We start from the raw sequence: 14,411 nt of genomic DNA, 5'->3' as shown, positions 1-14,411 counted from the left end.
TCCTTCGGTCAGGGCTCGTGAGGCGGGCACCCGGGGCAGGTCGCCCCGGGTGCCCGCGCGGTGCTCAGTAGCGGTCGATCGTGGGCGGGGTCGGCGTGTCGAGCACCTTGCCGGCCGTCTTCTCCCAGAGCTCGTCCCAGGTGCCGTCGTCTTCGGCGTCCTGAAGCGTGTCGTTGATGAACATGCGGAAGTCGGTGTCGTCGAGTGCCAGACCGATGCCGTACGGCTCTTCGGTGAACGGCGCTCCGACGACCTCGAACTCGCCTTCGTTCTGGTCGGCGAGGCCGGCCAGGATGACGTTATCGGTCGTCACGGCCGCGACCGCACCGGTGCGGAGCGGTTCGAGGCAGTTCGAGTACGTGTCCGTCGCGATGATGTCGTCGGTGTACTCGGCGACGTTCGCCTCGCTCGTCGAACCGCTGACCGTGCAGACGGCCTTGCCCGCGAGGTCCTCGGCCCCCTCGATGCCGTCCGGGTTGCCCTCGAGGACGAGGAGGTCCTGGCCCGCCTGGTAGTAAGGACCGGCGAACGACACGACCTGCTTGCGCGCGTCGTTGATGGTGTACGTCGCGATGACGAGATCGACGTCACCGTTCTGGATGAACGGCTCGCGGTTGGCGGAGACGGTCTCGACCCAGGTGATGCCGTCGGCGGGAATGCCGAGCTTGGCCGCGACCAGCTTGCCGATCTCGGCGTCGAAGCCCTGCGGGTTGTCCGACCCGTCGTCGAGCCCGAAGAGGGGTTGATCGAACTTGGTGCCGATGGTGATCTCGCCGGCCTCGGCGAGTCGCGCCATCGTCGTGCCGTCCTCGAAGTCGGCCACCTCGTCGACCTCGACGGAGCTCTCGGGCGCGGCCGAGTCGGTGCAGGCCGAGAGGCCGAGCACCGTGACGGCGGCTGCGGCTACGGCGACGAATCCTTTGCTGAGTCGCATTCTGTTCTCCTTGCTGTGTGACCCGGACGCCGAACGGCGGACGGGGGTTCCGGGGCCGTGCCCCCTCGGACACGGCGACGACGGCGTCGGTCAGTGCGTGAGGATCTTCGACAGGAAGTCGCGGGCCCGGTCGGAGGCCGGGGACGTGAAGAACTGCTCGGGCGTGGCCTCCTCGACGATCTCGCCGTCGGCCATGAAGACGACGCGGTCGGCCGCCTTGCGGGCGAAACCCATCTCGTGGGTGACGACGATCATCGTCATGCCGTCCTGCGCGAGCTGGACCATGACGTCGAGCACCTCGGTGATCATCTCGGGGTCGAGGGCGCTGGTCGGCTCGTCGAGCAGCATGACCTTCGGGTCCATGGCCAGCGCCCTCGCGATGGCGACACGCTGCTGCTGCCCCCCGGAGAGCTGCGACGGCATCTTCTGGGCCTGGTTCGCCACTCCGACGCGTTCGAGGAGTTGCATCGCGCGCTTCTCGGCCTCGGCCTTGCTCCGCTTCCGGACCTTGATCTGCCCGAGGGTGACGTTCTCGAGCACGCTCTTGTGCGCGAAGAGGTTGAAGCTCTGGAACACCATGCCGACATCAGCACGCAAGCGCGCGAGTTCCGCACCCTCTTCGGGCAGACGCGTTCCGTCGATCGTGATGACGCCGTCGTCGATGGTCTCGAGGCGGTTGATCGCCCGGCAGAGGGTCGACTTGCCCGAGCCGCTCGGACCGATCACGACGACGACCTCGCCCTTGCCCACCGACGTGGTGATGTCTTTCAGGACGTGCAGGTCACCGAAGTGCTTGTTGACGTGGTCGACCACGACGAGGGGTTCCATGCGCCCACACAAACAGACCCCCAGGTCGGGGTCAAATTCACAGACGATTCTTAATGAAAACGAAACGACGTGTTCGGTCGCGACGTCCTCGTCCGACCCGGACCGCGCCTCCTGGCGGACGAGGAGGCGCTAGCTGCGGTGGGCGAAGGCACTCTCGTAGAGGCACACCGACGCCGCCGTGGCGAGGTTCATCGATTCCGCGTGACCGTAGATGGGCACCACCAGAGCGCGGTCGGCACGCGCCAGGTCCGCGTCGGTGAGACCTCGGGCCTCGTTGCCGAACAGCCATGCGGTCGGTTCGGCCAGGACCCCGTCGGACCTGGCGGCGAGCAGGTCGTCGCCCTTGACGTCGGCGGCGATCACCTGCAGGCCGACCTCGCGGCACCGGTCGACGATCGCCGGCAGCTCGACGCCCACGGCGACCGGCACGTGGAACAAGGAGCCCGTCGTGGACCGCACGACCTTGGGGTTGTAGAGGTCGACGCTCCGCCCGGTCATGATGACGGCATCGGCCCCCGCCGCGTCGGCGGCCCGGATGATGGTGCCGGCGTTGCCCGGATCGCGGACCTCCTCGAGGATCACGATGAGCTTCGGCTCGGCGCCGAAGACGTCCTTCACCGACGTGGGGAACTGCCGACAGACGGCGACGATTCCCTGGGGCGTCACCGTGTCGGCCATGGCCTCGAGCACCGGTTCGGTGACGAACTGGACGTCGATGCCCTCGGCCTCGGCGGCGACCGACACCTCGGGGTAGCGCTCGAGGGCGGTCGGGGTGCCGAAGAGCTCGACGATCAGCTCGGGCCGGAAGGCCAGGGCCTCACCGACCGACTGCGGCCCTTCGAGCAAGAAGGTGCGGGTCTCGGTGCGGGCGTCGCGCTTCGAGAGCTTCGCCACCGCCCGGACTCGGGGCGAGCGGGGGTTGTCGAGCAGGGAGTCGTGGGGCACCCGTCCATGATGCCGTACCTGCACGGGCGGGCGGACGGTCGCACGCTCGGACGATCGGTCTGCGGACGGGCACCGGAAAATGCACGAGGCCCGACGGCGACACCCGTGAGGGTGTCGGGCCGTCGGGCCTCGAGGGTGATGCGGTGCGACTACGCGGCGACCTTGGGTGCCGAGGTGTCAGCGGGCAGTGCGGCCTTGGCAGTGGCCACGAGCGACGCGAACGTGGCGGGCTCGTTGACGGCCAGCTCGGCCAGGATGCGGCGGTCGACCTCGACGCCGGCCAGGGACAGACCCTGGATCAGACGGTTGTAGGTCAGGCCGTTCGCACGCGACGCGGCGTTGATGCGCTGGATCCACAGACGACGGAACTCACCCTTGCGAGCACGACGGTCACGGTACGAGTAGACGAGCGAGTGGGTGACCTGCTCTTTGGCCTTGCGGTACAGGCGCGAACGCTGACCGCGGTAACCCTCGGCGCGCTCGAGGATGACGCGACGCTTCTTGGCGGCGTTGACCGCTCTCTTGACTCTTGCCATTTTCTTGTTCCTCTACGTTCGTGTCAGCGGTCAGTGACCGAGAAGCTTCTTGGCGACCTTGGCGTCAGCGGGCGCGAGCACCTGGTCCTGGTTCAGGCGAGCCTTGCGCTTGGCGCTCTTCACCTCGAGGTTGTGGCGCATGCCGGCCTGCTGCTTCATGATCTTGCCGGAACCGGTGACCTTGAAGCGCTTCTTGGCGCCGGAGTGGGTCTTCTGCTTGGGCATGTCTTACTTACTTTCTTCTGTCGGTCGGTCGGCCGGTGCATCGGCCGGGACCTCGTCGGACGTCGGGTGCTTCGGCGGCTTGGCGGCCGCCTTGCGAGCCTCGGCCTCGGCCTTGGCCTCGGACTTGTTCTTGTGCGGGCCGATCACCATGACCATGTTGCGGCCGTCGATGGTCGGGGTCGACTCGACGCTGCCGAACTCGGCGACGTCTTCGGCGAAACGCTGGAGCAGACGCACGCCCTGGTCGGGACGCGACTGCTCGCGACCACGGAACAGGATCATGGCCTTGACCTTGTCGCCGCCCTGGAGGAAGCCCTCGGCGCGCTTGCGCTTCGTCTCGTAGTCGTGCTTGTCGATCTTCAGACGGAAACGGACCTCTTTGAGGATCGTGTTCGCCTGGTTGCGACGAGCTTCTTTCGCTTTCTGCGCAGCCTCGTACTTGAACTTTCCGTGATCCATGATCTTGGCCACGGGAGGCTTCGAGTTGGGGGCCACCTCGACCAGGTCGAGCTCGGCCTCTGCGGCGAGACGCAGGGCCATGGCGATGGGGACGACACCGACCTGTTCTCCACCAGGCCCGACGAGGCGGACCTCGGGGACGCGGATACGGTCGTTCGTACGGGGATCGCTGATGCGGAACTCCTCTGTCGTTTCTTCTGCATCTGGCGGGACCGGACGGCCTCGCCAGAGAAAGAGGAGTTTCGTGTGGGCGTCATCTCGAACGCGTCACACTGCACCCTGGCTGCTCGATCGATGCTCACACGCTGCCTCTCACGAGGAGCTGGATGAAACGGTGGTGCTGATCGAACGGGGTGCCAACAACCCGGTAACCTTGTCTAACGGTCAAGCGCGGGTGGGAGAATCTCCACTTTCGCACGGAGCAGACGCTCCGAGCCTGGACGAGTTTAGCAGAGGATCAGTTCGTGAGCCACTCCCCCGACGATGCACCCACTCCCGACGCCCGCTTCGGCGGTGCCGCCTCGGCGACGCCCCACGACCCGACATCGGGGACGAGCCGGTTCGAGGACGATCTGCGGTTCGGCGACGACGCCGCCCGCGACATCGCCGACGTCAACGCGGTCGAGGTGATCAACACCGTCTGCGTCCACCTGATGAGCGCCGCGGCGGTCAAGGTGGGGCTGGCGGACGACCCGCGGACGCAGACCGACCTCGACGAGGCCCGCAAGCTCATCACCTCGCTCGCCGGGCTCGTCACGGCCAGCGCACCCGAGATCGGCGACCAGCACGCCCGGGCGCTCCGTGACGGGTTGCGGTCGCTGCAGCTCGCCTTCCGCGAGGCCTCGGCCATACCGGACGCCATCGGCCAGGGGCCGGGCGAGAAGTACACCGGCCCCGTCAACTGATCCGGCTCCTCGGCCGTAGCACGCCGTCTCGAGCGTCGGAGCGTCAGCCCGGGACGACCTTCACCGACATGCTGTCGACCCGGTCGACGATCAGCGGGTCGACGGCCCAGGCCCCCTGGAGCCGCTGCAGCAGAGCCCCGAGGGCGTCCCGGTCGAGACCGGGCGTTACCCCGAGTTGCACCACGATCTCGGGTGCGCCGAGTCGGGCGTCTCGGTAACCGGGTGCGACGACCAGACTGACCAGCGCCTCCTCGTCCCGGGACGCGTCGAGGAACGCACGCAGGACCTGTTCGTCCTGATGACTCGGCGTCCAGGGCAGATCCCGGGCGACCGCCCAGACGGCCGGGCGACGCAGGCCGAATTCCGTGATCGACCCGGGGTCGATCACGATGCGGTCGGTGGCTTCCGAGGCCGCGGCGAGGGCCACCCGTCGGGCGTCCACGGGCACGGGTCGAGCCGCGGAACGCCACCGGGTCAAGGTCTCGACCGAGGTGAAGGCCGGCAGCACGTCGCGACCGTCGGGGCCCGAGACCGTGACGATCGAGAGTTCCTGGGTCTTGTCGACGCGGCGACCGTGATCGTCGAGATCCTCGTCTCCCGCCACGGCGACCAGCGGCACGAGCAGACGCGCGAGGCGGAGCGCGTCGACGACGTCCCCCTCGCCGAGTCGCCCCTCGCGGAATCCGAGGAGGGCGTCCAGGAGGCGCGGGTCGGCCGAGCCGTCGTCACCCGCGTGCGCCGCGTCGTGGTGGTCGAAGGTGCGTCCCGCCCAGGGGCGACCCGCGCTGTCGGCCTCACGGCCGGCACCGTCGTGCGTGTGCCCCGACCCGCCGGGCCCGGCGGTCATCAGTTCGAGGCGACGTCGAGGGCCGCGGCCAGCGTGAAGGCCCCCGAGTACAGCGCCTTGCCGACGATCGCGCCCTCGAGACCCTGCGGCACGAGCTCACGGAGGGTCGCGAGGTCGTCGAGGCTCGAGATGCCGCCGGACGCGATGACCGGATGATCGGTACGGTCCATCACCTGACGGAGCAGGTCGACGTTCGGGCCCTGGAGCGTGCCGTCCTTCGTGACGTCGGTCACGACGTAGCGCGCGCAGCCGGCCTCCTCGAGCCGGGCGAGCACCGTCCAGAGGTCGCCGCCCTCTTCGGTCCAGCCCCGCGCCGCGAGGGTCGTGCCACGGACGTCGAGCCCCACGGCCACCGCCTCGCCGTACTCGGCTATGACATGGGCGGCCCACTCGGGGTTCTCGAGGGCGGCCGTCCCCAGGTTGATGCGCTTGACGCCGGTGCTCAGCGCGTCCTCGAGGGACTTGTCGTCGCGGATGCCGCCGCTCAGCTCGACGTTGACGCCCTTCACCTGCTTGATGACCTTCTTGATCACCGAACGGTTGTCGCCGCGCCCGAAGGCGGCGTCGAGGTCGACGAGGTGCAGCCAATCGGCGCCCTGGCTGGCCCAGTCGTCCGCGGCGGCGACCGGGTCACCGTAGTTCGTCTCGCTGCCAGCCTCGCCCTGGGTCAGGCGCACGGCCTGACCGCCCGCCACGTCGACGGCGGGGAACAGGGTCAGGGCGGGGGTGGTGCAGAACTCGCTCATGTCGTCTCTCTCACGGGCCGGGGCGCCGCAGGGTCAGGAGGCGCGATCGGGTCGGTCGCGTCGGGGTCAGAGGGTGTCGAGCCAGTTCGAGAGCAGCCGGATGCCCGGCCGCCCCGACTTCTCGGGGTGGAACTGCGTCGCCCAGAGCGGACCGTTCTCGACGGCGGCGACGAACCGACCGCCGTGGTCGGCCCAGGTCACGTGCGGCTCGGTGAAGGGACGGATCACGTCGAGCGACCATTCTTGCGCCGCGAACGAATGGACGAAGTAGAACCGCTCGTCGGCCACGCCGTCGAACAGCACGCTGCCCTCGGGCACGTCGACGGTGTTCCAGCCCATGTGCGGCAGGACGTCCGCCCTGAGTTCGTCGACGACCCCTGGCCAGGCACCCAGGCCGCCGGTGCTGTTGCCGCGCTCGACCCCTCCCTCGAAGAGGATCTGCATGCCGACGCAGATGCCCATGACCGGACGCCCGCCGGCCAACCGTCGGTCGATCAGCTCGCCGCCACGGACGGACTCGAGTTGGCTCATGACGGCTGCGAACGCACCGACGCCGGGGACGAAGAGCCCGTCGGCCGCCTGCACGCGGGCCCGGTCGGCCGTCAGCTCGACGTCGGCGCCCGCGAGCTCGAGGGCCTTGACCGCCGAGTGGACGTTGCCGCTGCCGTAGTCGAGGACGACGACCGACGGACGGACGCCCGTCACAGGGCGCCCTTGGTCGACGGGATGCCGCTGACCCGCGGGTCGGGCTGGACGGCCTGACGGAGGGCCCGGGCGAACGCCTTGAACTCGGCCTCGGCGATGTGGTGCGGGTCGCGTCCGTCCAACACCCGGACGTGCACCGTGATGCCGGCGTGGAAGGTGATCGCCTCGAAGACGTGACGGACCATCGAGCCCGTGAAGTGCCCGCCGATGAGGTGGTATTCGAATCCCTCGGGCTCACCCGAGTGCACGAGGTACGGGCGGCCCGAGACGTCGACGACCGCCTGCACCAAGGCCTCGTCGAGGGGGACGAGCGCGTCGCCGTAGCGCGAGATGCCGGACTTGTCGCCGAGGGCCTGCTTGAGCGCGGTGCCGAAGGTGATGCCGATGTCTTCGACCGTGTGGTGCACGTCGATGTGGGTGTCGCCCGTCGCCGCGACTTCGAGATCGATCAACGAGTGCTTGGAGAGGGCCGTCAGGAGGTGGTCGAAGAACGGCACCGACGAGTCGATCGATGATCGACCCGACCCGTCGAGGTCGAGGGCGAGCGTGATGCTCGACTCGCTCGTCGCACGCGAGAGGGAGGCGGTTCGGGCGGCACGGGTGGTCTCGGTCACGAAGAGAGCCTAATGTCGCGGAGCGCCTCGAGGAACGCGGTGGTCTCGGCCTCGGTACCGGCGCTGACCCTCAGGTGGTTCGGGATGCCGAGGTCACGGACGATGATCCCCCGCTCGAGGAGGCGTTCGAAGACGTCGCTCGGGTCGTCGACCCCGCCGAAGAGGACGAAGTTCGACCAGGTGGGCCACGGTTCGTACCCGAGCTCGGTCAGCTCGTGCACGATGCGATCACGCTGGGCCTTGATGTCGTCGACCATGGCGAGCATCTCGCTCGCGTGCGAGAGCGCGGCGACCGCCGCCGCCTGCGTCAGGGAAGAGAGGTGGTAAGGAAGGCGCACGAGACGCAGCGCGTCGGACACGGCCGGGTGCGCGGCCATGTACCCCACCCGGGCGCCGGCGAAGGCGAACGCCTTGCTCATCGTGCGCGACACGACGAGACGCTCGCGACCGGCGAGCAGGGTCAGCGCCGTGGGCTGATCGGCCGGCATGAACTCGGCATAGGCCTCGTCGACGAAGACGATGCCGTCGGTGGCGTCGTAGGCCGCCTCGATGGTGGCGAGGTCGAGGGGCGTGCCGGTGGGGTTGTTGGGGCCGCAGAAGAAGACGATGTCGGGACGCGTGCGTTCGATCTCGGAGACCGCGGTCTCGGGCGAGATGCGGAAACCCTCGTCGCGGCGCCCCTCGATCCATCGACTGCCGGTGCCCGTGGCGATGGTGGAGTGCATCGAATACGTGGGAGGAAAACCGAGGACGGAACGACCCGGACCGCCGAAGGCCTGGAGGAGTTGCTGGATGACCTCGTTCGAGCCGTTCGCGGCCCAGATGTTGTCGCGGGTGAGCCCGTGCCCGAGGTAGGCCGCCAGCGAGTCACGCAGCGTCGCGAATTCGCGATCGGGATAACGATTGACGTCGAGGACGGCTCGAGCCACGGACTCGACGATGTCTCGGGCGACGTCTTCGGGAATGGGATGCGTGTTCTCGTTGACGTTGAGAGCGACCGGGACCTTCTTCTGGGGGGCGCCGTACGGCGTCAGACCCCTGAGGTCGTCACGGATGGGCAGGTCATCGAGGCTGAAGGACACCCCTCCATGCTACGGGCGGGTCGACCGTCCGGCGGGCCGGCACGGGCACCCCCGCCCGATGACTCAGCGCACGTACTGAGCGGGTACGGCGAGGCTCTGACCCGCAGAGACCTCGGCGCTCGGCAGATTGTTCAGCGAGACGAGGTCGGCGATGACGTCGCGAGGGTCGGCGCTGGGATCGATCTCGGCCGCGACCTGCCACAAGGTCTCGCCACCATCGACGGTCACGTGCTGGAACTCGGCGGAACTCGTCGTGTCGGACGCGACCGCACCGCCCCCGTTGAGGACGAGAGCGCCTGCCACGAGGACGAGCGGGACCGCGACCAGCGCGGCCACGACCGCGCGACCTCGTCGGGTGATGCGCAGACGCGTGCGCACCACGCGGGGCGAGTCGACGGGGGACGCAACTGCTGATGCTGACGTGACGCTCATGAGGTGGTCCTTTCACTGCAGGAAGACGAGGGACGCGTTCGTGCCCGGCACTCGGCCGGGAATGCCGGGCACGAAGACGTGTTCCGAACATACATTCGATTCTCGGCGCTTTCAACCCCTCAGGGAGGAAAACCATGGAGAACCGAGCAGGATCAGGAGGCGAATACGCGACACACTCGAACATGTGTTTTGTCGACACCGTCTGATCGGATACGGTTTCGATCGGTGGTAGGAGTCAAACAGGGACCACCGACATCGACGGCAGGAGACCCATGAGCGACCCGAAGCGCACCCCGCAGGCGGCCCCCGACGCGCCCCGTCGGGTCGACCCCGGTCTCCTCCCCCGCAAGGAGTTGACCGCAAAACAGTCGTCGATCCTCGCCGCGATCACCGAGAGCATCGGCCACCGTGGGTACCCGCCGAGCATGCGCGAGATCGGCGACGCGGTCGGCCTCAAGTCCCTCTCCAGCGTCACGCACCAGCTCAACCAGCTCGAACTCGCCGGCAAGATCCGCCGTGATCCGAACCGACCCCGCGCCCTCGAAGTCCTCGTGGACGCGACGGCGCCGGTCGCTTCCCCGGCCACCGTCTTCACCACCAGCGACGACGGCGACACCGCTCACGTCCCCATGGTCGGGCGAATCGCCGCCGGCATCCCCATCACGGCCGAACAGCAGATCGAGGATGTGATGCCCCTGCCGCGTCAACTCGTCGGCAAGGGCGAACTGTTCATGCTGCGGGTGGTCGGCGACTCGATGATCGATGCGGCCATCTGCGACGGGGACTGGGTCGTCGTGCGGCAGCAGCAGGACGCCGAGAACGGCGACATCGTCGCGGCCATGCTCGACGACGAAGCGACCGTCAAAGTGTTCCGCCAGCGAGACGGCCACACCTGGTTGCTCCCGCGCAACAGCGCGTTCGAACCCATCGTCGGCGATCACGCCCAGATCGTGGGCAAGGTCGTCGCCGTGCTGCGCTCCGTCTGACGTTCCGGGCCCGCTCGGCCCTCTCCCCCTTTCGCACGACGAAGCGCCGGCCACCTCGAGGTGGCCGGCGCTTCGTGTCGGCGTGAGCGCTCCGGTGTCAGCCGCCGACGCCGACCGGTGCGACGTAGGGCGCGAGCCCGGCGACGTCGCTCGGATAGACCCGAGCGTGCACCCGAGTGCCCTCTTCTTCGTAGTCCGTGCTGAGGATGCGACCGGAGTCGTGCAGGTGCGAGACCACATCGCCGCGGTCGTACGGCACCAACAGGTCGAGCTCGATCTCGGGCTCTGGCAACACGGAGGCGATGCGGGCGAGGAGTTCGTCGATGCCCTCACCGGTCCGAGCCGAGACGAAGACCGCCGTCGGTTCGAGCCCGAGCAGGACGAGACGCTGGTCGTCGTCGACGAGGTCGCTCTTGTTGAAGACGACGATCTCGGCGATGTCGCGACCGTCGACCTCGGCGATGACGTCTCGAACCGTGGCGAGCTGCGCAGCCGGGTCGGGGTGTGACCCGTCGACGACGTGCACGATGACGTCGGACGCCTCGACCTCTTCGAGCGTCGACCGGAACGCTTCGACCAGCTGGTGGGGCAGGTTGCGCACGAAACCGACGGTGTCGGCGTACGTGAAGGGGCGCCCGTCCGACGTGACGCTCTTGCGGACCGTCGCGTCGAGCGTCGCGAACAGTGCGTTCTCGACGAGGACACCGGCACTCGTGAGACGGTTCAGCAGGCTGGACTTACCCGCGTTCGTGTAACCCGCGATGGCGACCGTGGGCACCTCGTTGCGGTCACGGTTGGCCCGCTTGGCGTCGCGGGCCGGCTTCATCTCTTTGATCTGCCGCCGGAGCCGCGCCATGCGGGTGTGGATGCGGCGCCTGTCGAGCTCGATCTTGGTCTCACCGGGCCCACGGCTGCCCATTCCGGCACCCGCGCCTCCTACCTGCCCACCGGCCTGGCGCGACATCGACTCGCCCCATCCTCGGAGGCGGGGCAGCAGGTATTCGAGCTGAGCGAGTTCGACCTGCGCCTTGCCCTCGCGGCTCTTGGCGTGCTGGCTGAAGATGTCGAGGATGACGGCCGTCCGGTCGATGACCTTGACCTTGACGACGTCTTCGAGGGCACGACGCTGGCTGGGGGCGAGTTCGGTGTCGGCGATGACCGTGTCGGCGCCGAGGGCCGCGACCGTCCCGCGGAGTTCTTCGGCCTTGCCCTTCCCCAGGTAGGTGCTCGGATCGGGGTTCGGCCGTCGCTGCAGCAGCCCGTCGAGGACGACGGCCCCTGCCGTCTCGGCCAATGCCGCCAACTCGCGCAGGGAGTTCTCGGCGTCGGACATCGACCCCTGCGAGTAGACGCCGATGAGGACGACGTTCTCGAGACGCAGCTGGCGGTACTCGACCTCGGTGACGTCCTGCAACTCGGTCGAGAGTCCCGCGACACGGCGGAGGGCCTGGCGGTCGTCCCGCTCGGACTGGTCGCCGTCGGAGCCGTCGTCGTGCAGCGAACGGGTCTGGATCGCCTGGGCCGGCGAGAAGACGGTGTAGCCGGAGGCCCGCTGGGCCGCACGATCGAGGACGCGCGCGACGACGTCGTCGGGCTGGTCGTCCCGCTCAGAATCGAGCGGTGTCGTGGTGTGGTCTGTCATCGGGGTGATACTAACCCTTTCGGTGTGTGGGGAGCAGGGAACGGCGCCCCGGCGGATGTTCGGTAGGTTGACGAGCATGGCCAGCGAGCACTACTTCTCACCCCAGCCCGGCAGCGCGGCCAAGCCCAGGACGATCGACGTCGTCCTCGCGGGCCGCGAGTGGACGTTGACCACGGCTGCCGGGGTCTTCAGCCCGGGCCGCGTCGACCCAGGAACCTCGGTGCTGTTGGCAGGCACGCCGACGCCGCCCCGGGCGGGTCATCTGCTGGACGTCGGATGCGGTTGGGGCCCCATCACACTGAGCCTCGCGTTGTCGTCACCCGACGCGACGGTCTGGGCCGTCGACGTGAACGAGAGAGTGCTCGACCTCGTGCGCGAGAACGCGCGCTCGATCGGCCTCGAGAACGTCAACGCCGTCACCCCCGACGGTGTTCCCGACGACCTGCGGTTCGCGACGATCTGGTCGAATCCCCCGATCCGGGTCGGCAAGGCCGAACTGCACTCCCTGCTCGAACGGTGGTTGCCCCGACTCGACGTGGGCTCGGACGCCTGGCTGGTCGTGCAGAAGAACCTCGGGGCCGACTCGTTGCAGCGCTGGATGAACGAGACGATGGCCGACGTCGTGGACGTGACCCGCGCCTCCACCAGCAAGGGGTACCGCATCTTGCGGGCGGAGCGCCTCACCGAGGCGGGCTGAGCGGACGCCCCGTCGGGGTCGGGGACGACACCGCTGGGCCTCAGAGGTCGAGCGCCCCGGTGAAGACCAGTTCGGCCGGCCCGCTGAGCGAGACGTGCTCTCCGTCGTCGTGGTGGCTGATGGAGACGCCCACGACACCACCGGGAACGTCGACCAACCAGGCCTCGGGTGCGGAAGCACCCGCCCAGTGCCGTGTCGCCAGGGCGGCCGCGGCCGCGCCGGTGCCACAGGAGAGGGTCTCGCCACTGCCACGCTCGTGGACGCGCATGCGGATGCGGCCGAGCCCGTCGACCACGAGCGGGTCGGCGGGCACCACGAACTCGACGTTCGCCCCGTCAGCCGGGACCGGGTCGACGATCGGCACGTAGGTCAGGTCGAGTCCGTCGAGTTCGTCGTCGCCGGCGAGGGCCACCACCACATGGGGGTTGCCGACCGAGATCGGCAGGCCCGGACGGGCGGCGTGCAGCTCGCGCGCGCGAACGACCGGATCGTCGTCGCCGAGACGCCAGGGGCCCAGGTCGACACGGAAGCCCGTGCCGTCGCGTCGCACCTCGCGCGCACCGGCTCGCGTACCCACGACGAGCACGTCGTCGTCGCCCAATTGCACCAGACCCCGCTCGACGAGGTACCGGGCGAAGACGCGGATGCCGTTGCCGCACATCTCTGCCGGGCTGCCGTCGGCGTTGTGGTAGTCCATGAACCACTCGGCACGCGGTTCGGCCTGCAGCAGGGCCGCCTCGGTCGACAGTGCCGCCGTCCGGACCGCGCGGATCACCCCGTCGGCGCCCACCCCGAACCGCCGGTCCGCCAGAGCCCGGATCATCGCGGGTGTCAGGTCGGTGCCGGCGTCGGGATCAGTGAACAGGACGAAGTCGTTGCCGGTGCCCTGACCTTTGGTGAACTGCAGCGTGGTGGTCACCCGAGGAGTCTAGCCACGGCCCGGTCGACGGCTCGGGCATCACCCGAGCGGGACCACTCGACGTCGTCATAGCGACGGAACCAGCTCGCCTGGCGGCGGGCATAGCGACGGGTGAGGGCCGCCGTGGCATCGATCGCCTCGGCCTCGGTGAGCTCGCCCCGGATCTGCGCCGCGGCCTGCGCGTAACCGATGGCCCGGCCCGCCGTGACCCCCCGCTCGAGCCCGAGGGGAAGAAGGTCCCGCACCTCGTCGACGAGGCCGCCTCGCCACATCTGCTCGACGCGTCGATCGAGGCGTTCGACGAGCACGGGGCGCTCCTCCGCGACACCGAAGACGGTCGACGGTCGCCACGGCGACGGCTGCTCGGGCAACGTGCCCGAGAGTGGTCGCCCCGTCAGGTCGCCGACCTCGAGCGCCCGGACGAGGCGCCGCACGTTGAACCGCCCGATCGAGGTGGCGGACGCAGGGTCGCGTTCTGCCAAGAGATCGTGCAGGGCCCCAGGCCCCTGCACGTCGGCGATCGCCTCGTACTGCGCCCGGATCACGGGATCGGTACCAGGGAACCGGAAGTCGAACAGCACGCTCGAGACGTAGAGCCCTGACCCGCCGACGAGGACCGCGACGGCGCCACGCGCCACGATGTCGTCGACCAGGGCACGGGCCTCGCGTTGGTACCACTCGACGCTCGCCTCGTCGGTGACGTCGAGGACGTCGAGGAGATGGTGCGGGATGCCTCGTCGTTCGGTGAGGGGCAGTTTGGCCGTTCCGACGTCCATGCCGCGATAGAGCTGCATGGCGTCCGCGTTGACGACCTCGACGGCCTGGCCCCGGTCGGCCATCGCCGCGGCGAGGTCCAGCGAGAACGCCGACTTCCCCGTGCCGGTCGCCCCGACGATCGAGACCAGCACG

General features: G+C 69.0%; 18 protein-coding genes. 3 read left to right on the top strand and 15 right to left on the bottom strand.

Annotation, left to right across the window (positions count from 1 at the left end; all coding sequences use genetic code 11):
• Positions 1–64 precede the first annotated feature (64 nt).
• From EDF50_RS15225 to infC, 6 genes are all read right to left on the bottom strand, one after another.
• Positions 65–934 (bottom strand): glutamate ABC transporter substrate-binding protein, encoded by an 870-nt coding sequence (locus EDF50_RS15225; protein ID WP_123520342.1) that lies wholly within the window; start codon positions 932–934, stop codon positions 65–67.
• Between the two features lie 90 nt (positions 935–1,024).
• Positions 1,025–1,762: an amino acid ABC transporter ATP-binding protein gene (locus EDF50_RS15220; protein WP_123520341.1), complete on the bottom strand. Its 738-nt coding sequence runs from the start codon at positions 1,760–1,762 to the stop codon at positions 1,025–1,027.
• Between the two features lie 129 nt (positions 1,763–1,891).
• Positions 1,892–2,692, bottom strand: a complete 801-nt coding sequence (locus EDF50_RS15215; RefSeq protein WP_123520376.1) for an RNA methyltransferase — start codon at positions 2,690–2,692, stop codon at positions 1,892–1,894.
• 164 nt (positions 2,693–2,856) lie between these two features.
• Entirely contained in the window at positions 2,857–3,243 is a 387-nt protein-coding gene (rplT, locus tag EDF50_RS15210; RefSeq protein WP_043596706.1) for a 50S ribosomal protein L20, read from the bottom strand.
• A gap of 30 nt (positions 3,244–3,273) precedes the next feature.
• Positions 3,274–3,468 (bottom strand): 50S ribosomal protein L35, encoded by a 195-nt coding sequence (gene rpmI / locus EDF50_RS15205; RefSeq protein WP_043596704.1) that lies wholly within the window; start codon positions 3,466–3,468, stop codon positions 3,274–3,276.
• Between the two features lie 3 nt (positions 3,469–3,471).
• Positions 3,472–4,101: a translation initiation factor IF-3 gene (gene infC, locus EDF50_RS15200; protein ID WP_123520340.1), complete on the bottom strand. Its 630-nt coding sequence runs from the start codon at positions 4,099–4,101 to the stop codon at positions 3,472–3,474.
• A gap of 398 nt (positions 4,102–4,499) precedes the next feature.
• On the opposite strand from infC, the gene EDF50_RS15195 reads away from it, so the two are divergent.
• Positions 4,500–4,832, top strand: coding sequence for a DUF1844 domain-containing protein (locus EDF50_RS15195; RefSeq protein ID WP_123520375.1), 333 nt, complete (start codon positions 4,500–4,502; stop codon positions 4,830–4,832).
• Positions 4,833–4,875: 43 nt separating this feature from the next.
• Here the strand turns inward: EDF50_RS15195 and EDF50_RS15190 are convergent, their stop codons facing one another.
• The 6 genes from EDF50_RS15190 to EDF50_RS15165 all read right to left on the bottom strand — a co-directional run bounded on the left by EDF50_RS15190 (position 4,876) and on the right by EDF50_RS15165 (position 9,258).
• Positions 4,876–5,679 (bottom strand): SseB family protein, encoded by an 804-nt coding sequence (locus EDF50_RS15190; protein WP_123520339.1) that lies wholly within the window; start codon positions 5,677–5,679, stop codon positions 4,876–4,878.
• The gene (priA, locus tag EDF50_RS15185) at positions 5,679–6,425 is read right to left on the bottom strand and encodes a bifunctional 1-(5-phosphoribosyl)-5-((5-phosphoribosylamino)methylideneamino)imidazole-4-carboxamide isomerase/phosphoribosylanthranilate isomerase PriA (RefSeq protein ID WP_123520338.1); all 747 of its coding nucleotides are present in this window, start codon (positions 6,423–6,425) and stop codon (positions 5,679–5,681) included. The genes EDF50_RS15190 and priA overlap by 1 nt, the downstream gene beginning before the upstream one ends.
• A 66-nt stretch (positions 6,426–6,491) precedes the next feature.
• Positions 6,492–7,130, bottom strand: a complete 639-nt coding sequence (hisH, locus tag EDF50_RS15180; RefSeq protein ID WP_123520337.1) for an imidazole glycerol phosphate synthase subunit HisH — start codon at positions 7,128–7,130, stop codon at positions 6,492–6,494.
• Positions 7,127–7,744, bottom strand: coding sequence for an imidazoleglycerol-phosphate dehydratase HisB (gene hisB, locus EDF50_RS15175; RefSeq protein ID WP_123520336.1), 618 nt, complete (start codon positions 7,742–7,744; stop codon positions 7,127–7,129). The genes hisH and hisB overlap by 4 nt, the downstream gene beginning before the upstream one ends.
• Entirely contained in the window at positions 7,741–8,826 is a 1,086-nt protein-coding gene (locus EDF50_RS15170; RefSeq protein ID WP_123520335.1) for a histidinol-phosphate transaminase, read from the bottom strand. Before EDF50_RS15170 ends, hisB begins: the two co-directional genes overlap by 4 nt.
• A 63-nt stretch (positions 8,827–8,889) precedes the next feature.
• Positions 8,890–9,258, bottom strand: a complete 369-nt coding sequence (locus EDF50_RS15165; RefSeq protein ID WP_123520334.1) for a hypothetical protein — start codon at positions 9,256–9,258, stop codon at positions 8,890–8,892.
• 272 nt (positions 9,259–9,530) lie between these two features.
• Between EDF50_RS15165 and lexA the strand changes: the two genes are divergently transcribed.
• Positions 9,531–10,244, top strand: a complete 714-nt coding sequence (gene lexA / locus EDF50_RS15160; protein ID WP_123520333.1) for a transcriptional repressor LexA — start codon at positions 9,531–9,533, stop codon at positions 10,242–10,244.
• Positions 10,245–10,341: 97 nt separating this feature from the next.
• Here the strand turns inward: lexA and hflX are convergent, their stop codons facing one another.
• Positions 10,342–11,886: a GTPase HflX gene (hflX, locus tag EDF50_RS15155; protein ID WP_123520332.1), complete on the bottom strand. Its 1,545-nt coding sequence runs from the start codon at positions 11,884–11,886 to the stop codon at positions 10,342–10,344.
• Between the two features lie 76 nt (positions 11,887–11,962).
• Between hflX and EDF50_RS15150 the strand changes: the two genes are divergently transcribed.
• On the top strand, positions 11,963–12,583 hold the full coding sequence (locus tag EDF50_RS15150; RefSeq protein WP_123520331.1) for a class I SAM-dependent methyltransferase: 621 nt from the start codon (positions 11,963–11,965) through the stop codon (positions 12,581–12,583).
• A 40-nt stretch (positions 12,584–12,623) separates the two neighbouring features.
• Here EDF50_RS15150 and dapF read toward each other — a convergent pair whose 3' ends face one another.
• Together dapF and miaA are read right to left on the bottom strand one after the other, a co-directional pair.
• Entirely contained in the window at positions 12,624–13,502 is an 879-nt protein-coding gene (gene dapF / locus EDF50_RS15145) for a diaminopimelate epimerase (RefSeq protein WP_123520330.1), read from the bottom strand.
• Entirely contained in the window at positions 13,499–14,410 is a 912-nt protein-coding gene (miaA, locus tag EDF50_RS15140; RefSeq protein WP_123520329.1) for a tRNA (adenosine(37)-N6)-dimethylallyltransferase MiaA, read from the bottom strand. Before miaA ends, dapF begins: the two co-directional genes overlap by 4 nt.
• Between the last annotated feature and the right edge of the window lies 1 nt (position 14,411).

It is taken from the genome of Frigoribacterium sp. PhB24 (assembly GCF_003755185.1).
Lineage (GTDB): Bacteria > Actinomycetota > Actinomycetes > Actinomycetales > Microbacteriaceae > Frigoribacterium.
Note: the sequence above shows the minus strand (reverse complement) of the source record. Positions and strands in the feature narration are given on the sequence as shown.